The sequence below is a fragment of the Methylophaga sp. OBS3 genome, assembly GCF_026319325.1.
Lineage (GTDB): Bacteria > Pseudomonadota > Gammaproteobacteria > Nitrosococcales > Methylophagaceae > Methylophaga.
Genome location: NZ_JAPDMU010000001.1, coordinates 679,031 through 705,818 on the forward strand (window position 1 = coordinate 679,031; position 26,788 = coordinate 705,818).

Annotated in this window: 28 protein-coding genes; 17 read left to right on the forward strand and 11 right to left on the reverse strand. The window is 43.6% G+C overall.

What is annotated here, in order from left to right:
- Position 1: 1 nt before the first annotated feature.
- Genes OMP94_RS03265 through OMP94_RS03275 form a run of 3 tightly spaced genes read right to left on the reverse strand, consistent with a single transcriptional unit; the run spans position 2 to position 2,706 of the window.
- Positions 2–1,069 carry an AI-2E family transporter gene (locus tag OMP94_RS03265; protein ID WP_266275965.1) on the reverse strand — a complete coding sequence of 356 codons (1,068 nt, stop codon included), beginning with the start codon at positions 1,067–1,069 and terminating at the stop codon, positions 2–4.
- Between the two features lie 51 nt (positions 1,070–1,120).
- Positions 1,121–1,669 (reverse strand): CDP-alcohol phosphatidyltransferase family protein, encoded by a 549-nt coding sequence (locus OMP94_RS03270; protein ID WP_266275967.1) that lies wholly within the window; start codon positions 1,667–1,669, stop codon positions 1,121–1,123.
- A complete protein-coding gene (locus tag OMP94_RS03275; protein ID WP_266275969.1) occupies positions 1,666–2,706 on the reverse strand; it encodes a DUF2066 domain-containing protein in 1,041 nt (346 codons plus the stop codon). Before OMP94_RS03275 ends, OMP94_RS03270 begins: the two co-directional genes overlap by 4 nt.
- Positions 2,707–2,765: 59 nt before the next feature.
- On the opposite strand from OMP94_RS03275, the gene purM reads away from it, so the two are divergent.
- The 8 genes from purM (at position 2,766) to OMP94_RS03315 (ending at position 9,135) form a co-directional block, all read left to right on the forward strand.
- Positions 2,766–3,827: a phosphoribosylformylglycinamidine cyclo-ligase gene (purM, locus tag OMP94_RS03280; RefSeq protein ID WP_266275971.1), complete on the forward strand. Its 1,062-nt coding sequence runs from the start codon at positions 2,766–2,768 to the stop codon at positions 3,825–3,827.
- Positions 3,824–4,402, forward strand: a complete 579-nt coding sequence (gene purN, locus OMP94_RS03285; RefSeq protein ID WP_266275973.1) for a phosphoribosylglycinamide formyltransferase — start codon at positions 3,824–3,826, stop codon at positions 4,400–4,402. Before purM ends, purN begins: the two co-directional genes overlap by 4 nt.
- 4 nt (positions 4,403–4,406) lie before the next feature.
- Positions 4,407–5,159, forward strand: a complete 753-nt coding sequence (locus OMP94_RS03290; protein WP_266275975.1) for a DUF3108 domain-containing protein — start codon at positions 4,407–4,409, stop codon at positions 5,157–5,159.
- A complete protein-coding gene (locus OMP94_RS03295) occupies positions 5,146–5,760 on the forward strand; it encodes an NUDIX domain-containing protein (RefSeq protein ID WP_266275977.1) in 615 nt (204 codons plus the stop codon). The genes OMP94_RS03290 and OMP94_RS03295 overlap by 14 nt, the downstream gene beginning before the upstream one ends.
- A gap of 60 nt (positions 5,761–5,820) precedes the next feature.
- Positions 5,821–6,387, forward strand: coding sequence for a glycine cleavage system protein R (locus tag OMP94_RS03300; RefSeq protein ID WP_266275979.1), 567 nt, complete (start codon positions 5,821–5,823; stop codon positions 6,385–6,387).
- Positions 6,388–6,417: 30 nt separating this feature from the next.
- Positions 6,418–7,791, forward strand: a complete 1,374-nt coding sequence (locus OMP94_RS03305) for a PFL family protein (RefSeq protein WP_266275981.1) — start codon at positions 6,418–6,420, stop codon at positions 7,789–7,791.
- A 60-nt stretch (positions 7,792–7,851) separates the two neighbouring features.
- Positions 7,852–8,169: a DUF2845 domain-containing protein gene (locus OMP94_RS03310; protein ID WP_266275984.1), complete on the forward strand. Its 318-nt coding sequence runs from the start codon at positions 7,852–7,854 to the stop codon at positions 8,167–8,169.
- Between the two features lie 129 nt (positions 8,170–8,298).
- On the forward strand, positions 8,299–9,135 hold the full coding sequence (locus OMP94_RS03315; RefSeq protein ID WP_266275986.1) for a 23S rRNA (adenine(2030)-N(6))-methyltransferase RlmJ: 837 nt from the start codon (positions 8,299–8,301) through the stop codon (positions 9,133–9,135).
- Positions 9,136–9,147: 12 nt separating this feature from the next.
- Here the strand turns inward: OMP94_RS03315 and OMP94_RS03320 are convergent, their stop codons facing one another.
- Both OMP94_RS03320 and slyD read right to left on the reverse strand, forming a co-directional pair.
- A complete protein-coding gene (locus OMP94_RS03320) occupies positions 9,148–10,056 on the reverse strand; it encodes a D-hexose-6-phosphate mutarotase (protein ID WP_266275988.1) in 909 nt (302 codons plus the stop codon).
- A gap of 68 nt (positions 10,057–10,124) precedes the next feature.
- Complete coding sequence (gene slyD, locus OMP94_RS03325) at positions 10,125–10,607, reverse strand: peptidylprolyl isomerase (protein WP_266275990.1); 483 nt, start codon at positions 10,605–10,607, stop codon at positions 10,125–10,127.
- A gap of 431 nt (positions 10,608–11,038) precedes the next feature.
- Here slyD and OMP94_RS03330 point away from each other — a divergent pair, with 431 nt between their 5' ends.
- The 5 genes from OMP94_RS03330 to OMP94_RS03350 all read left to right on the forward strand — a co-directional run bounded on the left by OMP94_RS03330 (position 11,039) and on the right by OMP94_RS03350 (position 14,459).
- Positions 11,039–11,737, forward strand: coding sequence for a pseudouridine synthase (locus tag OMP94_RS03330; protein WP_266275992.1), 699 nt, complete (start codon positions 11,039–11,041; stop codon positions 11,735–11,737).
- Positions 11,658–12,032 (forward strand): NUDIX domain-containing protein, encoded by a 375-nt coding sequence (locus tag OMP94_RS03335; protein WP_266275994.1) that lies wholly within the window; start codon positions 11,658–11,660, stop codon positions 12,030–12,032. The genes OMP94_RS03330 and OMP94_RS03335 overlap by 80 nt, the downstream gene beginning before the upstream one ends.
- Before the next feature lie 5 nt (positions 12,033–12,037).
- Positions 12,038–13,141: a tRNA 2-thiouridine(34) synthase MnmA gene (mnmA, locus tag OMP94_RS03340; RefSeq protein WP_266275996.1), complete on the forward strand. Its 1,104-nt coding sequence runs from the start codon at positions 12,038–12,040 to the stop codon at positions 13,139–13,141.
- Positions 13,138–13,770: a high frequency lysogenization protein HflD gene (gene hflD, locus OMP94_RS03345; protein WP_266275998.1), complete on the forward strand. Its 633-nt coding sequence runs from the start codon at positions 13,138–13,140 to the stop codon at positions 13,768–13,770. The genes mnmA and hflD overlap by 4 nt, the downstream gene beginning before the upstream one ends.
- Positions 13,771–13,937: 167 nt before the next feature.
- Positions 13,938–14,459, forward strand: coding sequence for a cytochrome b (locus tag OMP94_RS03350; RefSeq protein ID WP_266276000.1), 522 nt, complete (start codon positions 13,938–13,940; stop codon positions 14,457–14,459).
- Between the two features lie 76 nt (positions 14,460–14,535).
- On the opposite strand, the gene acnB is transcribed toward OMP94_RS03350, so the two are convergent.
- Positions 14,536–17,073 carry a bifunctional aconitate hydratase 2/2-methylisocitrate dehydratase gene (gene acnB, locus OMP94_RS03355; RefSeq protein ID WP_266276002.1) on the reverse strand — a complete coding sequence of 846 codons (2,538 nt, stop codon included), beginning with the start codon at positions 17,071–17,073 and terminating at the stop codon, positions 14,536–14,538.
- A gap of 137 nt (positions 17,074–17,210) precedes the next feature.
- On the opposite strand from acnB, the gene purB reads away from it, so the two are divergent.
- Genes purB through OMP94_RS03375 form a run of 4 tightly spaced genes read left to right on the forward strand, consistent with a single transcriptional unit; the run spans position 17,211 to position 20,504 of the window.
- Positions 17,211–18,578, forward strand: a complete 1,368-nt coding sequence (gene purB, locus OMP94_RS03360) for an adenylosuccinate lyase (RefSeq protein ID WP_266276004.1) — start codon at positions 17,211–17,213, stop codon at positions 18,576–18,578.
- Positions 18,578–19,081, forward strand: coding sequence for a hypothetical protein (locus tag OMP94_RS03365; RefSeq protein ID WP_266276006.1), 504 nt, complete (start codon positions 18,578–18,580; stop codon positions 19,079–19,081). The genes purB and OMP94_RS03365 overlap by 1 nt, the downstream gene beginning before the upstream one ends.
- 13 nt (positions 19,082–19,094) lie before the next feature.
- Positions 19,095–19,874, forward strand: coding sequence for a hypothetical protein (locus OMP94_RS03370; RefSeq protein WP_266276012.1), 780 nt, complete (start codon positions 19,095–19,097; stop codon positions 19,872–19,874).
- Between the two features lie 27 nt (positions 19,875–19,901).
- A complete protein-coding gene (locus OMP94_RS03375; protein ID WP_266276014.1) occupies positions 19,902–20,504 on the forward strand; it encodes a nitroreductase family protein in 603 nt (200 codons plus the stop codon).
- A gap of 3 nt (positions 20,505–20,507) precedes the next feature.
- On the opposite strand, the gene OMP94_RS03380 is transcribed toward OMP94_RS03375, so the two are convergent.
- The 5 genes from OMP94_RS03380 to aceF all read right to left on the reverse strand — a co-directional run bounded on the left by OMP94_RS03380 (position 20,508) and on the right by aceF (position 26,786).
- Positions 20,508–21,545 (reverse strand): GGDEF domain-containing protein, encoded by a 1,038-nt coding sequence (locus tag OMP94_RS03380; protein WP_266276016.1) that lies wholly within the window; start codon positions 21,543–21,545, stop codon positions 20,508–20,510.
- A 34-nt stretch (positions 21,546–21,579) separates the two neighbouring features.
- A complete protein-coding gene (locus OMP94_RS03385) occupies positions 21,580–22,788 on the reverse strand; it encodes an argininosuccinate synthase (RefSeq protein ID WP_266276018.1) in 1,209 nt (402 codons plus the stop codon).
- Between the two features lie 53 nt (positions 22,789–22,841).
- Complete coding sequence (locus OMP94_RS03390) at positions 22,842–23,624, reverse strand: DNA adenine methylase (protein WP_266276020.1); 783 nt, start codon at positions 23,622–23,624, stop codon at positions 22,842–22,844.
- Positions 23,625–23,706: 82 nt separating this feature from the next.
- Complete coding sequence (lpdA, locus tag OMP94_RS03395; protein WP_266276022.1) at positions 23,707–25,473, reverse strand: dihydrolipoyl dehydrogenase; 1,767 nt, start codon at positions 25,471–25,473, stop codon at positions 23,707–23,709.
- Positions 25,470–26,786, reverse strand: a complete 1,317-nt coding sequence (gene aceF / locus OMP94_RS03400; RefSeq protein ID WP_266276024.1) for a dihydrolipoyllysine-residue acetyltransferase — start codon at positions 26,784–26,786, stop codon at positions 25,470–25,472. Before aceF ends, lpdA begins: the two co-directional genes overlap by 4 nt.
- Positions 26,787–26,788 lie beyond the last annotated feature (2 nt).

A 26,788-nucleotide genomic window follows, 5' to 3' on the forward strand; every position in this document is an offset into this window, starting at 1 on the left:
TTTATGAATATAAGTGGCTGTTTACATAACGATCATGTGCATGGCGTAACAACACCATTACCACTGCTGCGACCGGTAAAGCCAATAAGACGCCGATAAAACCAAATAGACTGCCACCTGCCATTACGGCAAAAATAACAGCAACCGGATGTAAACCAATTCGTTCACCCACAAAACGCGGTGTTAACACCATGCCTTCGATTAACTGTGCAAAGCTAAATACGCCAATCACATACAGAATGGGTAACCAATCTTGGAATTGGAGGTAGGCCGCTAATCCGGCCAGAACGATACCGACCAATAAGCCAAGGTATGGGACAAAACTCACCACACCAGCAACAACTCCCAATAAGATGGCAAGGTCTAAACCAATAAAGGTTAAGCCGACGCTATAAATAATTGCCAACGCCAACATGACCATCAACTGGCCCCGTAAAAAACCTGCCAACATTTCATCACACTCCAACGATAACTCAGTGATTTTTTCGGCATGTCTGCGTGGCAAAAGCTCACGAAAACGGGCAACCAATAAATCCCAATCACGTAATAAATAGAATGTGATGACAGGTATCAACACTAAGTTAGTTACAAAGCCAAGTAATGCAATACCCGAACGACTTAGGTAACCAAACACGTCACCGGCCATTTTGCCGGCCTCAGACCAGTAGTTTTTTAATCCGTCTTTGAGCGTATCGAGGTTAATCATCTCTTTAGATAAGCCCAACATTTGCAATAACGGATCAATACTATTTTGTAACTTATCGATGTAGCCCGGCATTTTCTCGAACAATGACGCTATCTGACCACCCAATAATGGGATCAGAATCAGAACTGAAATCACTAGAACAAGAAATAAACTGCTAAAGACAATGACAACTGACAAGGTACGGGACAAATTCCGCTCTTCAAGACGGTCTACGAGTGGATCACCGAGGTAGGCTAATAATGCGGCCACAAAAAATGGCATTAACACATTGGCAAGTTGATAAAACAAAAAGCCAAACAACAATAGAGAAGCCAATATCAGCCATTTATTGCTGTCTGAAATCAGCGGTTGTTTTTCTGTCATGTTTGCCTCAATTATCCATTTTCAGGAGGCTACCACGTAGCCCGTGCGAACCTATTTGCGTTGACGCCACGCACTTAAGCCCCAGACCATGACATATTCACTGCCACTATTTATAACACTGGCAACAACAAGCCAAATTCCGATAGTTGTCACGGCATCAAGCTCTGAAAACCACTGCGCCTGAACCATCACCAAAAGCACCAGCAGGATCTGTAGCAAGGTGTTGATCTTGCTGCTCCAGAGTGGTTTCAACTCAAACTCACCGAAGGCATTATGGTAAGCGAGCGCCCCAATTACAATGACTAAATCACGGCCCATCACTAAAAAAAACAGCCACCAAGGTAATAATTGCAAGTAGCTCAACGTGGCAAAGCTCGCAACTAAAAGTAATTTGTCAGCAATAGGATCAAGAATTGAGCCAAGCCGTGATTGCCAGTGATAATGTTTGGCTAAAAAGCCATCCAAGCCATCCGAGATTCCAGCAATAGCAAACAAAAGTAATGCTAAACGAAAATCAAATTGCAGCATTGCCCAGACGACTGGACCGATCAGTACGATACGAAAACAGGAAATTAAGTTCGGAATATCGCGATAGGTCAAGGCACAAACCGGAATTGTTCAACTTGGCTATCGGCAGGACTGTCTTGCGATTCAAGTTGGCCATCAAACGCCAATAGTTCGCGAAATTTAGTCTCATCACCGCTTAAACCGATGTCTAACGTTAAAACCTCATTACGCATATTAACGACTTTAACTGAATCAACCGCTTGCATATTATTAAAGTATGCAAGTAAGCGACTGTAATCTTGATAGTTTTTAACGTTGGTAATTTGTATCGATAATTGCTGCGCCTCGCCCATTTTCTGAGCAAAACGTTGACCTAAAATATCTGCTAATTGATGTAAACCTTGTGTCAGAGATTGAGTAACATCACCCTCACTTTGCCAACGTTCAACGTCGTTATTCATTAGTGCCTGCCAACTGATACCAGCTTGACTATCACTACCACGTAGCTGTGCACTGACAATAATCTTAGCGCCATAACGCTCAGAAGCAGCCTTTACCGTTTCGTTATTATTGGTCCAGATATCGCTAAAACTGATTTGCGTCAGATCCTGCAAATCCATTACCGGCATGTTCACTGGCAAGCCACGCTTTTCTGAAATGTTGTGAATCGAGTCTGTCAGTGACTTATCATCATTATCACCAATTAAGCGTTGTTGACCACCAATATCCGTTGCTAGCCAGAGTAAAATCTCAGGACGATTTTCACTCCACGTAGGTAAACCGATGGCTTGTAAGGCGTTATCAATTCGTTGCTCATCAAAAATAAACGTGACAGCTAATTCTTCAGGCGTCGTTAAATCAGCATCTTCATTCGTTTGTTGATAAGAATATTGTTCTACATATCTATCGGCATCGGCCAGTAAGGCTGTGATATCCGCGTCGTTTACTGTTTTACGATTACCCACAATCTTAACGATGACTTGTTTCAAAGCTTCTGGCGCAACTCGGCTACGATCTGCCTCACTTTGTGAAGCAACTGCCACTTGAGCTTGATAGAGATTAGGAACTGGTGCGGCCAAGAGCTTGGTCGCAAAGAAAAGGAAAAACAGCACGGTTATTAATCGGGTCATTGTGGTATTCTAGCACGCTGATTTTCTTGTGTGACGCCCATTATTCTCAGGACTTAAGCATGACCAATTCCGTTGATTCTAATAATCCATCAACTACTTCACTCAGCTACCGCGACGCTGGTGTCGATATCGAAGCAGGTAACGCACTAGTTGACCGTATTAAACCTTTGGCAGCTAAAACAAAACGTCCTGGCGTAATGGCGGGCTTAGGTGGTTTCGGTAGTCTTTTTGAGTTGCCATTGGATCGTTATAAAAATCCGGTGTTGGTCTCAGGAACCGATGGTGTTGGTACTAAGCTACGTTTAGCAATTGAGTCTGGTATTCATAACACGATTGGTATTGATTTGGTTGCCATGTGTGCCAATGACATCGCTGTATTAGGTGCTGAACCCCTCTTTTTCCTAGATTACTACGCTACCGGTAAATTAAACGTTGATATCGCAACTGATGTGGTTGCAGGTATTGCTGAAGGTTGTCTGCAATCTGGTGCAGCATTGGTTGGTGGTGAAACCGCCGAAATGCCAAGCATGTATGAAGAAGGCGACTACGACTTAGCTGGTTTTTGTGTTGGTATCGTTGAAAAAGATGGTGTCATTGATGGCAGTAAAGTGGCTGCTGGTAACGCCATTATCGGTATTGCCTCGTCGGGCCCACACTCAAATGGTTATTCATTGATCCGTAAAATCATCGAGCGTAGTGGTGCCAACCTTAACGATGCATTTGATGGTGCAACGTTGGGCGAAAGACTGTTAGCACCAACAAGAATTTACGTTAAACAACTTCTGCAACTTAATGAAAAAGTTGATATTCATGCACTTTCCCACATCACTGGCGGTGGTTTAATCGAAAATATTCCACGCGTTTTACCTGAGGGTGTTGTAGCCGTTATCAATGCAGCTAGCTGGCAGCGCCCTGCTGTATTTGATTGGTTACAAACTAACGGTAATGTTGTTGATCACGAAATGTACCGTACCTTTAATAATGGTATCGGCATGGTCGTTGTTGTTGACGAAAGCCAAGCGCAAGAAACAGTAAATACCTTAATTGCATTGGGCGAAACGGCAATGCAAATTGGTCATATCGAAGCATCTGATGCTAGCGAGCGTGTGATTATCCGATGAAAAAAGCACGACTGGTCATTTTAATTTCGGGTCGTGGTAGCAACATGCAGTCAATCATCCGTGCCATTGAGGCGGATGAACTGTCAGCAGAAATAACTGCGGTTATTAGTAACCGACCCGATGCTGCTGGCCTTGACTCAGCTGCCAATGCAGGTATTGCCACACAATTACTCGACCACAAACAATACGAAAGCCGTGAAGCTTTTGATATTGAGCTTGCCCGTGTCATTGACAGCTACCAACCAGATTTCGTTATTCTGGCTGGCTTTATGCGAATTTTGACGGCTGATTTTGTGGAGCACTTTGCAGGCAAACTTATCAATATCCATCCGTCGCTATTGCCAAAGTTCAAAGGCTTACACACGCATCAAAGAGCCATTGAAGCTGGGGAAAAAGAACATGGTGCAAGTGTGCATTTTGTCACAGCAGAGTTGGATGATGGCCCTGTAATCTTACAAGCCAAAGTACCCGTAATGGCTGATGATACAGCGGATACTCTCGCTGCCCGTGTACTGATTGAGGAACATAAGCTGTATCCAGATGCCATAAAGCTATTGATACAACAAGGCGCTTAACTTTATGAGACAACTGCTGACCGGCTTATTTTTGCTGCTGTTGGCAACGCGTTTATACGCTGAACCGTTGCCTGATTTTCATGCAAATTATCAGGTTGAGTTAAACGGCATTCAAGCTGGTGAACTCAAACAAACCCTAACAACTGATGAAGCAGGACAACGGAAGTTTGTTTCAAAAACCCAAGCGAAAGGCATCTTCGCATTTATAAAGCCCGATATTATTGAAGAAACCAGTCTTTGGGTTTATCACCAAGATAAAATTCGTCCTATGTTTTATCGCTATTCACGTGATGGCGGCAAGAAAGATAAAACGCTCACCATGGACTTTTACTGGAATAAGTTAAAAGTACATATTGATGATCGTGAGCAACCTTGGGATTTAAAACTCAAACGCAATACCCTCGATAAGCTGGTCTACCAACTTCAAGTCATGCACGATTTGGAAAATAATCGCGATAAACTGACCTACACCATTGCCGATGGTGGCAAACTCAAAAAGTATGAAATTATTCGTCTAGGCGAAGAAATCATTGATACCCCATTAGGTAAAATCGCTGCCGTAAAACTCACTCGAGAAAGAGACGCCGATAGCGATCGCAAAACCACATTATGGTGTGCCCCCGAACTTGGTTATTTGCCGGTCAAACTCGAACATATCGAAAAAGACGATAGTCGCTTTACTGCATACCTACGTAAGCTAGAAGGTATACCTACCGACGTTTTCCAACCAGAAGTCACAGCCAATGTCACTCAATAACGCCGAGAAAAAGTTTGAAATCATTGCCGAAGATGCCGTTTTTAAAGGTTATTTTGGCGTTAACGAAGTCACCGTAAAACATACACTTTATCAAGGTGGCTGGAGCGCCCCATTAACCCGCGAAGTCTTTCATCGTGGCGAATGTGTTGCCGTGATTTTGTACGACCCAATCAAAGACGCTGTGGTGCTTATTGAGCAATTCCGTGTGGGTGCACTGCAATTTAATGATGAGCGTGCTTGGTTAATTGAAATTGTTGCTGGCGCAATTGAAAAAGGCGAAACACCTGAAGCGGTCGCCCATCGTGAAGCAATGGAAGAATCTGGCTGTGACATTCAAGCGTTAATCAAAATCAACGAGTTTTTCACCTCTCCGGGCGGCACTTCAGAGTTATTACATCTTTACTGCGGCAAAATTGATAGCAGTCATGTCGGTGGTGTACACGGTCTTGATCATGAAGATGAAGATATTGCCGTGTCAGTCGTGCCATTTGACGAGGTCTATCAATTACTTAATGAGGGTAAAATTGTCTCAGCCATCCCCATTATTGCTATCCAATGGTTATTTATTAATCGGCAGAAGTTACGTGAACAATGGTCATAACACCAAAGTAACAACGATATACCCAAGCCAAACACTCTAGCCCATTTTAAAGGTAAGCAAATGAATAAAGTTTTGATTTCCGTGTTGGGAAGTGATCAACCCGGCATCATGGCCAACGTCGCAACTGTCATTCAGCAACGTCACGGCAATATTGAAAATCTCAGCCAAACTTTATTGGAAAATGTATTCGGGGCATTGCTTCTCGCCTCTTTGCCTGAAGGCGAAACGCCAGCCGAATTACAAAAAGCCATCCAAGAGGCATGTGGTGAGTTGGGTTTATTTATTAATGTGCATGCATGGGATGAACACACCACGGATTGGCAACAATCCAAGCCGGAAACGCAGCCATACATCATTTCTTGCATCGGGCCGGATAGACAAGGTTTAGTGGCGGCTGTTGCCAATGCCTTGTTTAAACACAGCGTTAATATCACCAATATCCAAGCTATTTTCAAAGGCGGTAAAAACCCAATGGATAACCTGATGGTATTTGAAATTGATGTGCCTAAATCAACAGTGATGGATGATTTGCGTGACGATTTAAATGTCATTTCTCAAAAGCTAAATCTTGAGATTAGTGTTCAGCACCGCAAAATCTTTGAATCTGTCAGTAACATCCTCAATTAAATTCGCGAAGCCAAAAAATCAGGAATTTTTATGCTTAATCAAAAAGACATTATTTCAACACTGCAAATGGTTCGCGAAGAAAATCTGGATCTGCGTACCGTCACGGTGGGTATTAACCTAACGGATTGTGTCAGTGATGATATCAACACGTTCAAACGCAAGATTTACGACAAAATTACGCGTTATGCCGGCAAGCTCGTATCGACTTGTCAGCGTATCGAGCGTCGTTATGGTATTGAAGTTGCCAATAAACGTATTTCAATCAGCCCGATTGGTGTTGTAGCCGCGCCCTTCTCTTCCGAACAAATGGTCGAAATTGCGTTAACTCTAGACAAAGCGGCTGATGAACTGGGCATTGATTTTATCGGCGGCTTTAGTGCACTGGTCGAAAAAGGTATGAGCGCCGGTGATCGTGCATTAATTGATGCTATTCCCCAGGCCCTGACACAAAGTAAACGTGTTTGTTCATCTGTAAATGTGGCAAGTACCCGAGCCGGTATCAATATGGATGCCATTAATCGCATGGGACATGTGATTAAAGAAGCCGCAGAATTAACAGCAAAAGATGATGGTTTAGCTGCGGCAAAATTGGTGGTGTTTGCCAATATTCCGCAAGATGTACCTTTCATGGCGGGTGCGTATTTGGGTATTGGCGAAGCTGATGCGGTAGTGAGTGTCGGTGTAAGTGGACCCGGCGTTGTCAAAGCAGCTTTAGAGCGTGCGCTGGCTGAAGATGATCATATGGATTTAAGCCGTGCGGCTGATGTCATCAAACAAACCGCTGCACGTTTAACCCGTGCAGGCGAGTTAGTCGGTCGTGAAGTTGCTCAAATTTTAGGTTTACCATTTGGTATCGTCGATTTATCTCTGGCGCCTACGCCGAATAAAAATGACAGTGTCGGTGAAATTTTTGAAGCAATTGGTCTACCTGCAATGGGCGCACCGGGCAGCACGGCATTTTTAGCTATGTTGAATGATGCGGTTAAAAAAGGTGGTGCGTTTGCCAGCTCACATGTTGGTGGTCTTAGTGGTGCATTTATTCCTGTCTGTGAAGACTTGAGCATCGCAGACTCAGCGAAAAATGGCACATTAAGCCTAGAAAAACTCGAAGCGATGACCGCAGTTTGCTCGGTTGGCTTAGACATGGTTGCTTTGCCTGGTGATACCTCTGCCGAAATGCTTTCAGCCGTTATTGCTGACGAAATGGCGATTGGTGTTATCAATAAGAAAACAACTGCAGCACGCCTTATCCCAGCGCCGGGTAAAAAAGCAGGAGATCACGTTGTATTTGGTGGTCTATTAGGTGAAGGCCCAGTTATGGAAGTTAATCTCGGTAGCCAAGAAAATCGCTTTGTTCGTTTAGGCGGTCGCATTCCAGCGCCAATTCAAAGTTTGGTTAACTAAACACATCAGCGTTGGTCATGGATCACCAGCGCTTTACTTACTATTTATGGAGAACTAACAATGAAATGGATCTTGTTGTTAACACTGTTGGCCAGCCCATTAGTTCAGGCTGACATCACGTTTAGTGAAATGAACTCATATCGCTGTGGCAATAAGCTGATACAAAAAGGAATGACCAAACCCGAAATCATGACAGCTTGCCCACGACTAAAACCAGTGGATAAAAAACAATGGACTCGTACTTACAGTACGTTTTTCAATAGTTATCACCGGCATTATGAAGGATGGGTTTATCAGCAATATGGCAAATTTGATGTCTGGGTTGTGTTTTATCAAGGACGTGTCATTGAAATATTGCAAACAAATCAGCGTAGTTAAGCCATTAATACAGATTTCCACGCTGCCTAACTGAAAAGTGGTTATGATTTGTCGACCTTGCCATCAGCTGAACGTTAGCAACGCAAATGCTGACCGTAGATTTCTGGAAATTTAATTGGAGCTTTGCCGTTGTTAAGTTATCGCCACGTCTATCATGCAGGTAACTTTGCTGATGTGTTGAAACATATTGTTTTAACTGAAATTTTGCAGCACTTAATCCAGAAAAATAAAGCCTTTAGCTATATTGACACGCACTCTGGCGTCGGACTATATAACTTAAGTTCAGAACCGGCAGAAAAGCTACAAGAATACCGAGGTGGTATTGGCAAACTCAACGAAAGTGACTGGCCGGAATTGGCTAACTATTTTTCTATCATTAAGCAGTTTAATACTGCGGGCTCTTTAGATTTTTATCCGGGCTCACCTTTATTCGCACTTAATATGATGCGCTCTCAAGATCGCGCTTGGTTATTTGAGTTTCATAAAGAAGATGTCAGGTTACTTGCTGATAACTTGAAAACGGATCCTCGCGCCCAAGTCTGGCATGAAGATGGACTCAAAGGACTTGGCAGATTGTTACCACCGATATCCCGCCGCGGCTTAGTGTTAATTGATCCATCATATGAAATTAAGTCTGATTATGACCTGGTTTGTCAGACGGTAATTCAAGCCCACAAGAAGTTTGCCACCGGAATTTATGCTATTTGGTATCCCGTTGTGGAACGTACTCGCATTGAGCGAATGGAAAAATTACTTGTCAATAGTGGGATTAGAAATATCCAACGTTTTGAATTAGCTTCTCAGGCAGACAGCCTGGAACTAGGAATGACCTCATCTGGCATGATTGTCATTAATCCACCATGGCAGTTAATGACAACAATGAAAGCCTTATTACCTAAGCTGACAAAAGCACTAGCTGTTGATGACGGTGCTTTCTACAAAGCCGATACCTTAGTCACTGAATAAATCAGCCGCTTATTAAACGTAGTCAGTGAGACTGTATTCAGCAACCAGTGTATGCGACTGACCTGGCGCCAGTTCAATACTATCTTCTGTCGCATTGGCCGTTTCAACACAAACGAACTGTTGATAGGCATCATTCGGCATGTCCATCAGTAACATGGCCTTATTCCACGGGTTCCAAACCACAGTTGTTTTGGAACCTTGGCTTTTAATAATCACCTGACGTTGCAAAGATTCATCTTCGATATACGTTTCCGATGGTGCTTTTTGATAAATACGATCTGTTTCTGACACAAAACGAACTTCACCAATCTGATACTTTTCGGCAAAGTTGAGCGTTTTATCTAAATAGTGGTGTTTATCGAGCCCCCTTAAATGTAGACGCTCAATATCTCCCACATTGAAATAAGTGTGTAAGGCTTGTGAGATAACAAAACTCTCGTTATCAACGTTATGGGTAGTCAGTGCCATTTTAAGGCTGTCACCAATGGTGACCTTAAAGACTAAAGAAAAATCACAATGCCAATATTTCCGGCTGGTTTCATTTGGTAATAACTGTAATGACACGACGATATCGTCATTAGCATTTTTAGTTGTTGAAATGACCTGCCAAACCTGATTACGAGCAAACCCATGTGCAGGCCGGCCATGACCACTTGGATCATCACCAAACCATGGCCAACAAATCGGCACACCACCGCGAATAGCTTTGCCACCACCATAAATGCTATCTGGACTGAGATATAACAAATCTTCATTTGCCGCTGCCGGTTTAAAGGATAAAACCTGTGCACCATAGGTTGATAACTGAGCCCGAGACTTTTCGGTTTCAATATCAATCATAACCGTGTCATTAGGGCCAGCTGAAAAGCTTAACGCCCCTGGAATTGCAAACTGTTGATTTAAATTTTCGATGTCTTGCATTTTGAAATATCTCAAACAAAAAGACGGGCACAATGCCCGTCTTTAGGTTACTGCGTTAACAGTATTTTTTAGTGGTGATGACCACCTTCACCATGAACATGACCATGTTCTAATTCTTCTTTTGTTGCTTCACGAACTTCGCGAATCTCAACATCAAAGTTCAGATGAACACCAGCCAGTGGGTGGTTACCATCAACAGTAATGGTTTCAGCACCAACTTCAGTAACAGTAACTAAAACTGGGCCTTGGTCAGTTTCAGATTGAAATTGCATACCCACTTCAACTTTATCAACACCGCTGAATAATTCAGCTGGTACTTCTTGTTTTAATGCTTCATGGCGTTCGCCGTAAGCTTGTGCAGGTTCAATGCTTGCTTTAACGCTATCTCCAGCTTCTTTACCAGCTAATGCATCTTCCAAACCTGGAATGATGTTACCAGCGCCATGAAGATATGCCAGAGGACCCGCGCCTTCTGAACTATCAATAACTTGGCCTTCGTTGTTGGTGAGTGTGTAATCGATAACAACGACTACATTATCTGCAACTTTCATAACTTCTCCTAAGATGTGTTGGGTAACAGCTGCAGCATTATCACTACAACTAAGCATACCAATGATTTGTATGAGGCTACATTAACCAAATTGGTATGCCGTACGCCATTAACCATGACGCTGTTCATTGCCAAAAAGCTCGTCGCTAATCAGCACTAATTCAACAATGTTGCTACTTTCAGTAACTATTCTGGCAATGCTGAAACCAGTCAGCATGTGATTGCAAAAATCATTATTGAGTCCAGGATTTTCATCTATTTAAAAAAATAGATTCAACCTGTTATCCAGCTATATTGGTACGGTTGATGAAATATCAACCCTGATGTTTATTACATTCAGCAAAACGCTAAACTGCTATGCTGAACACACGAAAACCAATACGTCGAAAAATAAAGCCGCTATTTTAGCATTATCCTAGGCCACACTTCACCATGACCAAACTGATCGCCTTTAATAAACCTTATGATGTTCTTTGTCAGTTCACTGATACTGAAGGACGTCGAACGCTTAAGGACTTTATTGATATTCCTAATATTTACGCCGCAGGCAGATTAGACCGCGACAGCGAAGGCTTGATGTTGTTGACGGATAATGGGCAGTGGCAAAAACAAATCGCTGATCCCAAAGATAAAATGGTGAAAACCTACTGGGTTCAGGTCGAGAATATTCCTGATGCAGTCGCTTTAAAACGCTTGCAAGATGGTGTTCAACTTAAAGATGGACTCACCCTTCCAGCAAATGCTCGGTTAATCGATCCGCCTAGAGTATGGGATCGTTCGCCACCAGTTAGGTTTCGACAAAGCATTCCGACACAGTGGTTAGAAATTCAGATTAGCGAAGGCAAAAACCGCCAAGTTCGTCGTATGACGGCTGCTGTTGGTCATCCAACCTTGAGGTTAATTCGCGCGGCAATTGGCCCTTGGCAACTTAACGAACTTTTACCCGGAGAATGGCGCGAAGAAAGTGACAAGTCCGTGTTAAAATGCGCCGATGATTTGGACACCAAGAACCACCGTAGCCGCCGTCATCGAACGGGATCAAAAATTTCTGATGGTAGAGGAACGCATCGGCAGCGCCGTACGTCTCAACCAACCAGCCGGTCACCTCGAAGACAACGAAAGCCTGATTGACGCGGTTATCCGCGAAACACAGGAGGAAACTGCTTGGCAGTTTCATCCTGAAGCATTGGTTGGCGTTTACCGCTGGCGTCATGAGGCATCACAAGAAACCTATATCCGCTTTTGCTTTACTGGCAGCCTTGGGGATTTCCTTGATACACCGCTCGACCCGGATATTACTCAAGCGGTTTGGTTAGATAAACAAACCATGCTGGATCGTGCCAGCCAATTTCGTAGCCCACTGGTTATGGAGTGCTGGCAAGACTATTTAACAGGCAAACGCTTCGATCTTGATTTACTGAAATAAATCCTATGGCAGATATGCAAAAAGTTGTCGTCGGACTTTCCGGCGGTGTTGATTCTTCAGTGTCAGCTTTATTGTTAAAACAACAAGGTTACGACACCGAAGGTCTATTTATGAAAAACTGGGTCGACTTCGCTGATGAAAGTGAATGCACTATCGAAGAAGACCGCAAAGATGCTATTTCAGTAGCCAATAAAGTCGGCATCCCATTTCATGAAGCAAACTTTGCCATGGAGTATTGGGATTTTGTCTTTAAGCACTTTCTTGATGAATACAAAGCCGGCAGAACACCAAACCCGGATATTTTGTGTAACCGTGAGATCAAGTTTAAAGCGTTTCTAGATCATGCAATGGAACTGGGTGGTTACCTGATTGCCACGGGTCACTATGCTCGGGTAAGAGAGATTGACGGCGAGTTTCAGCTGCTCAAAGGGCTAGACAATAAAAAAGATCAAAGCTATTTCCTCTACACGCTTGGTCAAGCGCAATTGTCACGTACCCTATTCCCATTAGGTGAATTACCTAAGACGGAAGTACGTAAAATTGCCGAGCAAGCTGGCTTTATCACTGCGGACAAAAAAGATAGCACGGGCATTTGTTTTATCGGTGAACGCCGTTTCCGTGAATTCTTGGGCCGCTACATCCCTGCTCAACCGGGTGAAATGCGCACGCCAGAAGGTGAGTTAATTGGCCAACATGCAGGCCTTATGTACTACACCCTTGGGCAACGCCAAGGTCTTGGTATTGGTGGTCGTAAAAATAGTACGGGCGAGCCTTGGTTTGTGGCCGGTAAAGATATGGCAACACGCACGCTTTACGTTGTGCAAGGTGAACATGAATGGCTTTACAGCACTGAACTTCGTGCTGAGCAATTATCATGGGTCGCCGGTAATGCACCTGAATTGCCACTGCGGGCTGCTGCTAAAACTCGCTATCGCCAACCCGATCAAGCATGCACAATAGATCGTGATGCTAACGGTCAAATTGTCGTTACTTTTGATGACAAACAACGTGCCGTCACGCCCGGTCAATCTGTGGTGTTTTATTTGGATGATATTTGTCTTGGTGGCGGCATTATTGTCGATACCAATGCACCTGGTATGCATCCATGAGCCAAAACAATCCGTACCAAGATAGAGTGATTGCCCTTGCCGGTCTGATGCAAGCCGTATCACTTGTTCAAAAAGTGGCTGAGACGGGTCAAGTTGATAACGATGAATTAGCCACTATGCTCAACAGCTTGTTGGCAATTGAAGCCTCATCGACGATTGATGTCTATGGCAAGCTTGAGAACCTTCGCACTGGATTGTATGCATTTAATCAGCAACTCACCAAAAAGAAGTCACCAAGTGATGTCATGTTGCTACGTTATGCCATTGGTTTACTGCATTTAGAGCGTAAGTTAATCAAACGCCCTGCAATGCTGGATTTGATTAGTCGTGAAATCGAACAAATACCTCAACAAGTCGACTATTTTGGCAGCTTAACCAGTCCACAGGTGATCGCAAGATTTGCAGGCATCTACGAGCGAACGATTAGCGAGCTAAAACCTGTCGTAAAAGTGTTTGGTGACGCTGGCCATCTGCAACAACCTGACAATGTAAATAAGGTACGCGCCCTATTACTGGCGGGTATTCGTGCAGCTGTGTTATGGCGGCAAAAAGGTGGCAATCGTTGGCAGTTTATTTTTGCCAGTAATAAATTGCTCAACACCTGCTCCGAATTATCAAAATCTATTTAGCGATCTATCATCCTCCTCGCTATCAGTCTTGAGGTAGCGAGAAACCATTCTGTTTTATCTCTGTCATAAGAAAATCTTAATAAAGCCTATTTATCATGCGCATCATGATCTCTTGTTATAGGTGTTAATGGATTTCAATTATGATTTTTGTAAAGGAGAACAGTTAAATGTTGCATGATTCCCCCAGCCGATATGGCATCGTCACCCGTTTTTTTCATTGGTTAGTTGCCATCCTGATTATTCAGCAATTTTTTAAGTTTGCCGATCGTATTAATGAGGGTGAACATTGGTTAGGTGATACTTTTGGGCCATATCACGTTTCGATTGGTGCGGTTTTATTCATACTGATGATTGCACGACTCATCTGGTCTGCAATGCAAAAACAACGCCCTGCCCCTAATGGCCAATTGGGTAAGCTTGCTAAAGGCGGCCATCATTTAATGTATTTCTTGGTTATCACAATGCCACCATTGGGTGCTTTGTATATTCATGGCAAAGGTTATCCCATTAAGGTATTTGGCTACGAACTGATTGCGAAACCTGATGGCAAGCCTGAATGGGCACATATGATTGGCGAATTACACAGTATTTTTGCTTGGGTGCTAGTGTTACTGGTAATCGCTCATATTGGCGCGGCCATTTATCACCATGCAGTTCGCAAAGACGATACGTTAAAACGCATTATCTAAAACTGTATTTATTACACACATAAAAAAAGGCTGTTTTCTTATCGAAAACAGCCTTTTTTGTTAATGCCCTACCGAATTAACTAGTAGCGGCTTGTTTGTACTCTTCCATTTCATGGAAATTCAAATAGCGATAAATCTCATCAGCCATTGGTTGAATACCAGCTACTTTCTCCAAGTATTCAGCGACGGTTGGGATTTTACCCATACTCGCAACTACTGCCGCTAACTCAGCAGATGATAAGTAAACATCGGCGCCATTACCTAAACGGTTAGGGAAGTTACGTGTTGAAGTTGAAACCACTTTGGCATTATCAGCAACACGTGCTTGGTTACCCATACAAAGTGAGCAACCTGGCGTTTCAGTACGCGCACCAACTCGTCCAAAGGTATTGTAAATACCCTCTTCAGTCAGTTGATGTTTATCCATCTTGGTTGGTGGTGCAACCCACAGTTTGACCGGCAAGTTACCCATATTTTCCAGTACTTTACCTGCTGCGCGGTAATGACCGATATTCGTCATGCAAGAACCGATAAAGACTTCATCGATTGACTCACCAGCGACTTCTGACAACGGTTTAATATCGTCAGGGTCATTTGGGCAAGCCAACAATGGCTCTTTGATTTCACTGAGATCAATTTCGATAACTGCTGCATATTCAGCATCGGCATCTGGTGACAACAATTGCGGATCAGCAAGCCAAGCTTTCATTGCATCGATACGGCGCTGCAGTGTTCTGGCATCTTGGTAACCATCAGCGATCATCCATTCCATCAATGCGATGTTTGAATTCATAAATTCAATGATAGGTTCTTTGTTCAAGTGAACGGTACAACCATTTGCTGAACGTTCAGCTGAGGCATCAGATAATTCAAATGCTTGCTCAACTTTAAGGTTTGGCAGGCCTTCGATTTCTAATACACGACCGTTAAAGATATTTTTCTTACCTTTCTTCTCAACTGTCAGTAAACCTTGCTGAATTGCCGCATAAGGAATGGCGTTAACCAAATCACGCAAGGTAATACCTGGTTGCATTTCACCTTTAAACCGAACCAATACCGACTCAGGCATATCCAACGGCATGACACCTAAAGCCGCAGCAAAGGCAACCAAACCAGAACCTGCTGGGAAGCTAATACCAATCGGGAATCGAGTATGAGAGTCACCGCCCGTACCAACGGTATCCGGCAAAATCATACGGTTTAACCAAGAGTGAATAACACCGTCACCAGGACGTAATGAAACACCGCCACGTGTGCTGATAAACTCAGGTAATTCGTGTTGCAGCTTGATATCAACTGGTTTTGGATAAGCGGCAGTATGGCAGAAAGACTGCATCACCAAATCTGATGAGAAGCCCAGACACGCAAGTTCTTTTAGTTCATCACGGGTCATGGCGCCAGTTGTATCTTGTGAACCAACCGTAGTGACTTTAGGCTCACAATACGCACCAGGACGCACACCTTCGACACCACAAGCACGACCGACCATTTTCTGCGCTAGGGTATAACCTTTATCACTGTGATCTGGCTCAACAGGACGCTTGAATACGGTTGATGGCTCAAGACCTAGAGTTTCACGCGCTTTATCAGTTAAACCACGACCTATAATTAATGGAATACGACCACCGGCACGCACTTCGTCTGGTAATGTGGTTGGCTTAATCGAGAATTCTGACAATACATCGCCAGCGGCATTCACAATCTTACCTTCATAAGGTTTGATAATGATGACATCACCAGTTTCCAGATTGTCGACATTACACTCAATCGGTAATGCACCCGAATCTTCAGCTGTGTTGAAGAAAATCGGCGCAATATTGTTACCTAAAACCACACCACCCTGACGTTTGTTTGGCACGTAAGGAATGTCATTTCCCATGTGCCACAGCACTGAGTTAATTGCCGATTTACGTGATGAGCCAGTACCGACTACATCACCGACATAGGCAATTGGATGACCTTTTTCTTTTAGCGACTCGATAGTGTCTAAAGCGCCTGGCATTTTGCTGACCAGCATCGCTTTAGCATGCAATGGAATGTCTGGACGGCTCCAAGCTTCGGTTGCTGGCGACAAGTCATCGGTGTTGGTTTCACCCGGTACTTTAAAGACCGTAACAGTAATTTCTTCTGCTAACTGTGGACGTGATAAAAACCACTCCGCTTCAGCCCATGACTTTAAAACGTTCATGGCGTATGGGTTATTGGCTGATTTCTCGACTAGATCATGATAGGCGTCATAAACCATGACCGTTTTTGACAATGCTACTTGTGCAGCATCCGCCGTCACATCGTTATCGAGCAGCGAGATTAATGGTGCGATGTTATAACCACCCATCATCGTGCCAAGTAATTCCGTCGCCTTAACTGCATCAATAAATTCACATTTCGCTTCGCCTTTTGCCAGCGCCGCTAAAAAGCCAGCTTTCACATAAGCGGCTTTATCAACACCAGGTGGTACCCGGTGGATGAGTAATTCTAAAAGTGCATCAGTATCGTCAGATTTTGGCTGCTTTAACTGTTCGATAATGTCAGCAACCTGTACCGCGTCTAAAGGTAAAGGCGGTAAGCCTTCGGCAGCACGTTCTTCTACATGATTTAGATATTCTTTTAGCACGCAATTTGCTCCACGTTATGTCGTTTGGTGCGACTATTTTAGCGCACATTCCGTTATTTCACCGAATCAAATCCGGTTTTAACGATGAGTTCTGCTATAATTTTGCCCACATTTCAGTATGTTTCTACGGAGTTTTCATGGAATTAACCGCACTGACCGCCATTTCGCCGGTCGATGGCCGCTATGCCGACAAAACCAAAGCCTTGCGCCCTTATTTCAGTGAGTATGGCTTGCTCAAAGCCCGCGTTGAAGTTGAGCTACGCTGGTTACATTTGCTTGGAGCCAATGCAGGGATTCCGGAAGTTCCAAAACTGAGCGCCGACGCTGAAGCATTTATTAACGACATTATTAATAATTTCTCAGTTGATGATGCACAAGCGATTAAAGATATCGAGCGGACAACTAACCACGATGTTAAAGCCGTCGAATACTTTATTAAAAACAAATTCGCTTCCAATAGCGAATTAAATGCAGTTAAAGAGTTCGTCCACTTTGCCTGCACTTCTGAAGACATTAATAACACTGCTTACGGCATCATGCTTAAAAATGCACGTGAGCAAGTTATTTTGCCTGAGATGGATAACATCATTGCTGCATTGCAAAAGTTAGTTCAAGAACATGCTGCGACTCCGATGATGTCACGTACACATGGTCAACCTGCTTCTCCTACAACTTTAGGTAAAGAAATTGCCAACGTTGTGAAACGTCTTGAACTACAACGCACCCACGTTGCTGCTGTATTGATGTACGGCAAAATGAATGGCGCTGTTGGTAACTATAACGCGCATTTATCAGCCTATCCAGATGTTGACTGGCCGATGATGGCGCATGCTTTTGTGACTGGTTTAGGTTTGCGTTGGAATCAATATACAACGCAGATTGAACCGCATGATTATGTGGCTGAATTGTTCCAAGCGATGATCCGTTTTAATACAGTTTTGATCGATTTCTGTCGTGATATCTGGAGCTACATTTCTATCGGTTATTTCAAACAAAAAACCGTTAAAGGTGAAATCGGCTCATCAACGATGCCACACAAAGTTAACCCAATCGATTTCGAAAATGCTGAAGGTAATCTTGGCATTGCGAATGCCACGTTTGATCATTTGGCTATGAAATTACCTATCTCTCGCTGGCAGCGTGACTTAACCGACTCAACCGTATTACGTAATATCGGTGTTGGTTTTGCCCACTCTTTATTAGCCTTTAGCTCAGCATTAAAAGGGATTAGTAAACTTGAAGCAGCGCCAGAAGTGATGGCTGCGGATTTAGATGCTAATTGGGAATTATTGGCTGAGCCAATTCAAACTGTCATGCGTCGTTATGGCATTGAAAACCCTTATGAAAAACTCAAAGAGTTAACTCGTGGCCAACGTGTTAATAAGGAAATCATGCAAGCCTTTATTGAAGATTTGGATATGCCAGAAGAAGCAAAAAATGCTTTGAAAACGCTGACGCCAGCTACCTATATTGGTAATGCAGTAGAACAAGCGCGTAACTGCTAATGACAGATGCCACTGCTCCTGTACAACCTCAACGTCAGGTCATTGAGGGCCGTCAGAATGCAGTGGCTGCTTGTTTACAACTGGTAGAACAAGCAAAACGAGAAATCTGTTTTTTTGCCCCATCTTTAGATAAACATTTGCTCGATAATAGTGCTGTGCTAGAAATAATTAGCCGCTTTGCACGATCCAGTCGCTTCAGTCAGGTACGTGTATTAGTACATTCAACCAATGACGCGATTAGCAAAAGTCATCAATTACTTCCCCTAGCCCAACGTTTGAGCAGCCATATTGCCATTCATCAATGTGATCGAGATGATCAAGACCAGATTCATCTTTGTTTATTAATTGACGATAATTCCGTTTTGTACTGCGCTGATCCATTACGTTATCAGGGGTATATGGCGACAGATGATCGCGCTAGAAACCTACAGTTGAAACAAGCCTTTGATGCCATGTGGGCGCGTAGTCAACCAGATCCACAATCACGTCGTTTACATATCTAATGAAGGGCTAACAATGAAGCAAATTTTTAGCGCTATTTTATTTAGTTTGTGGCTATTACCCGCTTGGGCCGTCACAACAATGCATACGATTGAGCTTAAACATAGTACGCCCGATCAAGTATTACCAGAAATCACGCCGCTATTGCCCGAGGATGCGGCTATCAGTAGTTTTAATAACACGATTCTTTTGCGTAGTGATGGTGCCACCTTTGAAGATGTGCAACGCGTATTAGACGTTATAGATAAGCCACAACAAAGTATTACGGTCACTGTTCTACGAAGTAAGCAAGTTTTGAATTACCAGCAACAACATAGCAACCGAATCAATATCGATAACCACGGTGCTGATGTACAAATAAATCGCTGGTCGACAAGTGATAGTCGCGACCGTGGTATGGAAATAGCATCACGTGGTCTAGCTGGAGAACCAATACAAGTCCAGACTGGAACCTTGATTGCCAAGCAAGAACAACTTGTTTTATTTGGCCATCATGGCGGAGCAGTTCAGCAAAACACCACGTATCTCCCTATCGAAAATGGCTTTCAAGCGGTGGTGAATGTTTTGGCCAATAAACAGGTTCGCGTAGAAGTTTTACCTATGTTTGCTGAATATGATGTTCGCACAGGTAATGTTGAGAATAGTCAGCTTCTCACCACGATAAATAGTTCAGCCAATAAATGGACATTAATTGGTCAAAGTGGTGATCGTGAATCATTTAACCAGAATGGCAATACCTATCGCAGCCACCGAGATGAACACGAATATATTTACCTAAAAGTCGAACTGAATTAATTATTTAAAAGAGGTTTATTAATATTTATGGATGTTAAAGAAGCTATCCGTAGCCGCCGCTCAGTAAAACACTATGATCCAAGTCATGTAATGAGTGATGCGGAAGTACAAGAGTTAATGGAGCATGCAGTACTATCCCCTACTGCCTTTAATATCCAACATTGGCGTTTTGTTCAGGTTGCAGATAAACAAAAAAGGCAGCAAATTTTTGAGGCCGCTTGGGGTCAAGCCCAAGTCGTTGATGCTTCAATGCTGCTGGTATTATGTGCCGATCTTAATGCTTGGGAAAAAGAGCCGCAACGCTATTGGCAGCATGCACCACAAGCAGCGCAAGACGCTATATTACCTGCCATCGAAAACTACTACGCAAACCATCATCAAGGCCAGCGTGATGAATGTATTCGTTCAGCAAGTATTGCCGCTATGAATATTATGTTGATGGCAAAATCGATGGGGTATGACACGTGCCCAATGGACGGTTTTGACTTTGATAAAGTCGCCAAAATCATTAACCTACCACACGATCATATTATCGTAATGATGATTACGGTGGGTAAAGCATTGCAGGAAGCTAGACCAAGATCTGGTCAATTAGCACTGGAAGACGTTTTTCTTAAAGACGGATTTTAAAAATTAAATAATGGGTGGTGGCGCTTCACTAACATTGTTGCGCCCTTGCCGCTTCGCCATATACAGCGCACGATCGCTGCGCTGCATAAAACTATCAACACCTTCACCAGCGACATAACGCGCGACACCGAAAGACATCGTGATCACACCCAATGGTTCATGCGTATCTTTACGTTGAATACGTTTTCCAGATATTTCATTACGCAAAGTATCAGCAATGGCTCGGGCGTTTTGCAACGAGGTATTCATTAACAAGATAGCGAACTCTTCACCGCCATAACGAGCAACTAAGTCACGCCCTTTTAGACTACCGCGTAAGGTGTCAGCAACAACCCGTAATACTAAATCCCCAACCAGTTGGCCGTGCTTTTCATTGAGCGCTGAGAACATATCCAGATCGCAGAAAATCAGCGATAAATCCATTCCTGTTGCATCAGCATCAGCACATGCTTTGGAAACTGCATCATCAAATGCTTTACGGTTGGCTAGCCCTGTCAAAGTATCTTTTTTGGCTTCACGGCGTGTTTCATCTAGCTGTTTTTTGAGTACTTCAACTTCAGTGACAGCGGTATTAAGACGCTCGCTTAGTAATTCACCAGCAGAAACAATTAAACGCGTTTCGATAAGAATCTCTTCAACCAAATCATGTAACTGCTGTTTTGACATGTCTGGTTGAAGACGTGCCAACATTGAATTTAGTTGATGATTGCTTTTGTCTGTGGAATTAACACCGGTATAGACAAAGTTAAGTACTTGCTTGAGTAAACGGCCCATTTCTTGACGCATTTCAAATAAAGCATGACGATCTTTCTCACGATCAAAAAAACGCTCATATAAATCACGACTTTGTTGTTCAGTAAGACGGCCGGTTTCAGCTAGTTCGGCATCTAATGCATCCATAAGATTGGCATTATTTCCCGATACGTATTCATACCAAACGGCATAGTTTGCAGGCGTTGTGGCGATTCCATGCTTTTTCATCATGGAAATCGCCAAACGCATGTATTCCGCAGTACGTTCTTCGTATTCGGTGTAATCCATTTATGTCTTGCCTGTCAGCCTTCTTGGCTAAAATTTAACGTTTCTTACCTGCGATTTTTAGACGTAATGCATTCAATTTGATAAAGCCTTCTGCGTCTTTTTGATCGTAAGCACCTAAATCATCTTCAAAGGTGGCAATTGACTCATCAAATAAACTGTCCGTTGCTGAACGTCTTCCGACCACGACAACATTACCTTTGTATAGTTTTATTCTGACATCACCGTTAACAGTTTGTTGTGACGCATCTATCATTGTTTGCATCATTTTTCTTTCTGGTGCCCACCAGTAACCGTTATAAATCATGCTGGCATAACGTGGCATCAATTCATCTTTCAAATGCGCGACTTCACGATCAAGTGTCAATGACTCAATGGCACGGTGAGCACGAAGCATGACGGTACCCGCTGGAGTTTCATAACAACCACGAGATTTCATACCAACATAACGGTTTTCAACAATATCTAAACGACCAATACCGTTTTCACCAGCGACTTTATTCAAATAAGTCATGACTTGTGCAGGTGTCATGGCTTCGCCATTAATGGCAACGATATCACCTTTTTGGTAGGTTAATTCCAGATAGGTTGGTTTATCAGGCGCATTTTCTGGTGATACCGACCAACGCCACATTGACTCTTCAGCTTCTGCCCATGGATCTTCAAGAATGCCGCCTTCATAAGAAATGTGCAGCAAGTTGGCGTCCATTGAATAAGGCGATTTCTTGCCCTGCTTCATTTCAACAGGAATGCCATGTTGTTCAGCGTAATCTAGCAGTTTTTGACGTGATAACAGGTCCCATTCACGCCATGGTGCAATAACCTTAATGTTTGGATTTAAGCCATATGCGCCTAATTCGAAACGAACCTGGTCATTACCTTTACCTGTGGCACCGTGAGATACAGCTTGTGCCCCCGTCTCTGCAGCAATTTCTACCAAACGCTTAGCGATCAGTGGACGCGCAATTGAGGTACCAAGCAGGTATTCACCTTCATAAATGGCGTTGGCACGAAACATTGGAAACACATAATCTCGTGCAAACTCTTCACGTAAATCTTCGATATAAATCTCTTTAATACCCAAAGATTGTGCTTTAGCACGAGCTGGCTCAACTTCTTCACCTTGGCCTAGATCTGCCGTAAACGTTACGACTTCACATTGATACTTATCCTGTAACCATTTCAGAATAACTGACGTGTCCAAACCGCCGGAATACGCCAGAACGACCTTATTAATATCAGACATTGGGGAAGATCCTGTAACTTGAAGAGATAAAGTTTTGTAGTTGGAATATTGTATCAAAAACCACGCAAAGCCAGCACTTCCTTAACGGCTTTACGTGATGTAGTTTTGCAACTAATTCGACGTGGTGCATCCACATAACGCAGCTTAAAACCTAACTGACGGTATAGCTTACAAATTCTTGGTGTTGCTTGATTAGATAACACCACAGGGCCAGTATGTTGTGCTAACCACTCTGCGAGACGTTCTTGATCCTGCCACTCGAACCCTTGCTGGGCATATTGCCGAAAAGGCACATCGTATGGCGGATCCGCATAGATAAAGTCATTATTTTGGATATCTAGTTGCTCAAAGTCAGTGTTAGTAAATTGCCATTGTGACAACACCGGCTGATAGTCGGCAAAATCCGTTAAATAATGAATCGTTTTGTAACGACCGAAAGGTACGTTGTAACCGCCCGATTTATTAAATCGGCACAGGCCGTTGTAGCCAGTTCGGTTGAGATAATAAAAAAGCTGGGCGCGTTGCTTAGGATCTTGCAGCTTTTCATTAAACTGTTGTCTATGCTGATAGTACAGCGCCTCATCATTTAACAAACTGATATCCATTTTCAACCCAGTTTTGAGCTGCTGATAAAAGTTGATGAGTGCGGGATTAATGTCGTTGAGTAAGGCCTCTTGCGGCTGTAATCCAAGGGCGACAGAAAGACCGCCACAAAACGGTTCAACAAGACGTTTGTCACTATGGGGACGCCATAACTTTTGTAACACTGGCAATAACCAGCGTTTGCCCCCCGCCCATTTTAGTGGTGGGCGTAATGACGTATTCACTTCGGACATTAAGATTCGACGATTAGATACAGACAAGGGCTGACCAAATTGGCCAACCCTTGTGGTGTTTCAAGCAACAAACCTTGCTGCATTACTTAGAGTGCAATGTTTGCCGAGGCGGCATCAAATCAGTGATGCTACCTTCAGCCATTTCAGCTGCAAAGCCGAATGTTTCAGACAATGTTGGGTGTGGATGAATTGTCAAACCGATGTCTTCAGCGTCAGCACCCATTTCAAGTGCAAGTACTGCTTCAGCAATCAATTCACCAGCATTTGGCCCAACAATACCGGCACCAATCAGACGACCCGTTGATTTTTCAAATAATGCTTTGGTCAAACCTTCATCACGACCAAGGCTCAAACTACGGCCACTAGCTGCCCAAGGGAAAGCACCTTTAACGTAGTCAATACCCTGCGCTTTCGCTTCAGTTTCATTTAACCCCATCCAAGCAACTTCTGGGTCTGTATAAGCAACTGATGGAATTGTCAGTGGTTCAAACACGGATTTCTGGCCGGCAATCACTTCAGCAGCCACTTTACCTTCGTGAGTCGCTTTATGCGCCAACATAGGTTGACCTACAATATCGCCAATCGCAAAGATATGTGGCTGATTAGTACGCATCTGTGCATCAACTTCAATAAAGCCCCAGTCGTTCACTTGAACGCCCGCCGCTTCTGCATTGATTAACTTACCGTTTGGCGTACGACCAACTGCAACTAAAATCTTGTCGAAAGATTGCGGCTCAGGTGCTTTATCACCCTCGAACGTTACTTTCAGGCCTGATTTCAATGGCTCGATTTTGCTGACTTTGGTATTCAGATAAATCGCTTCGTATTGCTTTTCAATGCGCTGATGTAACGGTTTAACGATGTCTTTGTCAGCACCAGGAATCAAGCTATCTTGTAACTCAACAACCGTGATTTTTGAACCCAACGCGTTATAAACAGTCGCCATTTCCAGACCGATAATACCGCCACCGATAACCAGTAAGCTTTTCGGCACATCTTCCAGATCTAACGCATCAGTCGAATCCATCATGCGAGGATCGTCATTTGGGAACACTGGAATTTTCGTAACGCGTGAGCCTGCCGCAATAATGCAGTTATCAAAACTAATGGTTTTGTCACCGTCCGCAGTTGTCACAGTCAGACTGTTGGCACTGCTAAACTGACCTTCGCCTTGAACGATTTCAACTTTACGTTGTTTCGCTAATGCTTTCAGACCACCAGTTAGCTTGTTAACAACACCATCTTTCCAGCCGGCCAGTTGTTTTAAATCAACTTTAGGGGCGCCGAAAGTCACACCATTTTCTGACATGTGTGAAGCTTCGTTGATGATTTGTGCTGTATGCAGTAATGCTTTAGATGGGATACAACCCACGTTTAAGCATACACCGCCAATGCGCTCATGGCGTTCGACCATGATGACTTTTTTACCCAAGTCAGCCGCACGGAAAGCAGCAGTATAACCACCAGGACCGGAACCTAAAACCAACACTTCGGCGTGCATATCACTATGGTCTGGCTTAGGTGCAGCTTGTGGCGCAGGTTTAGCTTCAGTCGCTTTTTCAACTGGTGCTGGTGCTTTTTCAGCAGGCTTATCAGCCGACGCATCTGCAGTATTAGTTTCAAGCTTTAAAATTACATCGCCTTCACCAACTTTATCGCCAACAGACACCAACAGCTCTACGATTTTACCGCTAGCTGTACTTGGAATTTCCATAGCTGCTTTGTCAGACTCAAGCGTAATGATGTCTTGGTTATTGGTGATTTCATCACCGACAGCAACCAGTACCTCGATGATCTCAACTGCGTCAAAATCACCGATATCAGGGACTTTTACTTCCACCAAACTCATAACAAGACCTTCCGGATATCAGACAACATTTGGCTCAGCATAACGGTAAAGCGTGCACCTGCCGCACCATCAATAACACGATGATCATATGAGATTGATAACGGTAACATCAGGCGTGGTACAAACTCTTTGCCATTCCAAACAGGTTTCATTTGATGACGGCTAACACCCAAGATAGCAACTTCAGGGGCATTAACGATTGGCGTAAAGAATTGACCGCCAATACCGCCTAAACTTGAAATTGAGAAAGTGCCACCCTGCATGTCTTTGGCACTCAAAGCACCATCACGAGCACGTTTACTAATTTCGCCTAACTCACCAGCAAGCTCCAAAAAGCCTTTTTTATCAACGTCTTTAATGACTGGGACCATCAAGCCATTTGGTGTATCAACGGCAACACCAATGTTGTAGTACTTTTTGTAAATCAGACTTTCTTTGTCTTCACTCAGTGAAGCATTGAACTCTGGATATTGTTTTAAGCAAGCCACAACAGCTTTCATAATGAAAACCAGCGGTGTCAGGTTCACACCTTTTTGCGCTGCCATATCTTTGTTTTCTTTGCGGAACTGTTCTAATTCCGTGATATCGGCTTCGTCAAATTGTGTAACGTGTGGAATATTCAACCAGCAAGCATGCAAATGCTTACCAGAGATTTTCTTAATGCGAGACAACTCTTCGCTATTGGTTTCACCAAACTGCTCAAAGTTAACCACTGGCACCGGTGGAATACCACTGCCTTGTGCTGCAGGTGCAGCCGCTGGTGCTGATAATGCTTGTTTAACGAATTGTTGAACATCTTCTTTGGTAATACGGCCTTTAGTACCTGTACCAATAACGGATGTTAATTTCACCCCAAGCTCTCTGGCAAAACGGCGAACTGATGGAGAAGCATGCGCACGTTTCTGACCAGATTTGTTATCCGGTGCATAAGGAATAACTTCATCGGCGCTGACAGTTGCAGTAGGCGCAGGTGCGGCTTCTGCTTTGGCAGGCTCAGCTTTTGGCGCTTCTTGAGGTTTAGCCGCAGCTGGTGCTGGTGTTTCAGCAGGTTTTTCTGCTTGTGGTGCATCACCGCTTGCTTCAACCAATGCAATCACATCACCTTCACTGACTTTGTCACCCACTTTGACTTTCAAAGTTTTGATAACACCGCCGAATTCTGCAGGAATACCCATCATCGCTTTATCAGACTCGATGGTGATCACTTCCTGATCAGCACTAATTTCATCGCCTTCGGCTACCAGTACTTCGATAATTTCAACGCCGTCAAAGTCACCGATATCCGGTACTTTCAATTCAATTAAATCTGCCATGA

Excerpts from the sequence above, each read along its gene's own strand:
- mnmA (WP_266275996.1), top strand. The coding sequence starts at position 12,038 with ATGGCAGATATGCAAAAAGTTGTCGTCGGACTTTCCGGCGGTGTTGAT.
- OMP94_RS03300 (WP_266275979.1), top strand. The coding sequence starts at position 5,821 with ATGAATAAAGTTTTGATTTCCGTGTTGGGAAGTGATCAACCCGGCATC.
- OMP94_RS03275 (WP_266275969.1), bottom strand. The coding sequence starts at position 2,706 with ATGACCCGATTAATAACCGTGCTGTTTTTCCTTTTCTTTGCGACCAAG.
- OMP94_RS03290 (WP_266275975.1), top strand. The coding sequence starts at position 4,407 with ATGAGACAACTGCTGACCGGCTTATTTTTGCTGCTGTTGGCAACGCGT.
- OMP94_RS03335 (WP_266275994.1), top strand. The coding sequence starts at position 11,658 with ATGGTAGAGGAACGCATCGGCAGCGCCGTACGTCTCAACCAACCAGCC.
- OMP94_RS03265 (WP_266275965.1), bottom strand. The coding sequence starts at position 1,069 with ATGACAGAAAAACAACCGCTGATTTCAGACAGCAATAAATGGCTGATA.
- OMP94_RS03385 (WP_266276018.1), bottom strand. The coding sequence starts at position 22,788 with ATGTCTGATATTAATAAGGTCGTTCTGGCGTATTCCGGCGGTTTGGAC.
- aceF (WP_266276024.1), bottom strand. The coding sequence starts at position 26,786 with ATGGCAGATTTAATTGAATTGAAAGTACCGGATATCGGTGACTTTGAC.
- OMP94_RS03295 (WP_266275977.1), top strand. The coding sequence starts at position 5,146 with ATGTCACTCAATAACGCCGAGAAAAAGTTTGAAATCATTGCCGAAGAT.
- purN (WP_266275973.1), top strand. The coding sequence starts at position 3,824 with ATGAAAAAAGCACGACTGGTCATTTTAATTTCGGGTCGTGGTAGCAAC.
- OMP94_RS03305 (WP_266275981.1), top strand. The coding sequence starts at position 6,418 with ATGCTTAATCAAAAAGACATTATTTCAACACTGCAAATGGTTCGCGAA.
- hflD (WP_266275998.1), top strand. The coding sequence starts at position 13,138 with ATGAGCCAAAACAATCCGTACCAAGATAGAGTGATTGCCCTTGCCGGT.
- OMP94_RS03330 (WP_266275992.1), top strand. The coding sequence starts at position 11,039 with ATGACCAAACTGATCGCCTTTAATAAACCTTATGATGTTCTTTGTCAG.
- purM (WP_266275971.1), top strand. The coding sequence starts at position 2,766 with ATGACCAATTCCGTTGATTCTAATAATCCATCAACTACTTCACTCAGC.
- lpdA (WP_266276022.1), bottom strand. The coding sequence starts at position 25,473 with ATGAGTTTGGTGGAAGTAAAAGTCCCTGATATCGGTGATTTTGACGCA.
- OMP94_RS03390 (WP_266276020.1), bottom strand. The coding sequence starts at position 23,624 with ATGTCCGAAGTGAATACGTCATTACGCCCACCACTAAAATGGGCGGGG.
- purB (WP_266276004.1), top strand. The coding sequence starts at position 17,211 with ATGGAATTAACCGCACTGACCGCCATTTCGCCGGTCGATGGCCGCTAT.
- OMP94_RS03380 (WP_266276016.1), bottom strand. The coding sequence starts at position 21,545 with ATGGATTACACCGAATACGAAGAACGTACTGCGGAATACATGCGTTTG.
- slyD (WP_266275990.1), bottom strand. The coding sequence starts at position 10,607 with ATGAAAGTTGCAGATAATGTAGTCGTTGTTATCGATTACACACTCACC.
- OMP94_RS03365 (WP_266276006.1), top strand. The coding sequence starts at position 18,578 with ATGACAGATGCCACTGCTCCTGTACAACCTCAACGTCAGGTCATTGAG.
- OMP94_RS03320 (WP_266275988.1), bottom strand. The coding sequence starts at position 10,056 with ATGCAAGACATCGAAAATTTAAATCAACAGTTTGCAATTCCAGGGGCG.
- OMP94_RS03370 (WP_266276012.1), top strand. The coding sequence starts at position 19,095 with ATGAAGCAAATTTTTAGCGCTATTTTATTTAGTTTGTGGCTATTACCC.
- OMP94_RS03350 (WP_266276000.1), top strand. The coding sequence starts at position 13,938 with ATGTTGCATGATTCCCCCAGCCGATATGGCATCGTCACCCGTTTTTTT.
- OMP94_RS03375 (WP_266276014.1), top strand. The coding sequence starts at position 19,902 with ATGGATGTTAAAGAAGCTATCCGTAGCCGCCGCTCAGTAAAACACTAT.
- OMP94_RS03310 (WP_266275984.1), top strand. The coding sequence starts at position 7,852 with ATGAAATGGATCTTGTTGTTAACACTGTTGGCCAGCCCATTAGTTCAG.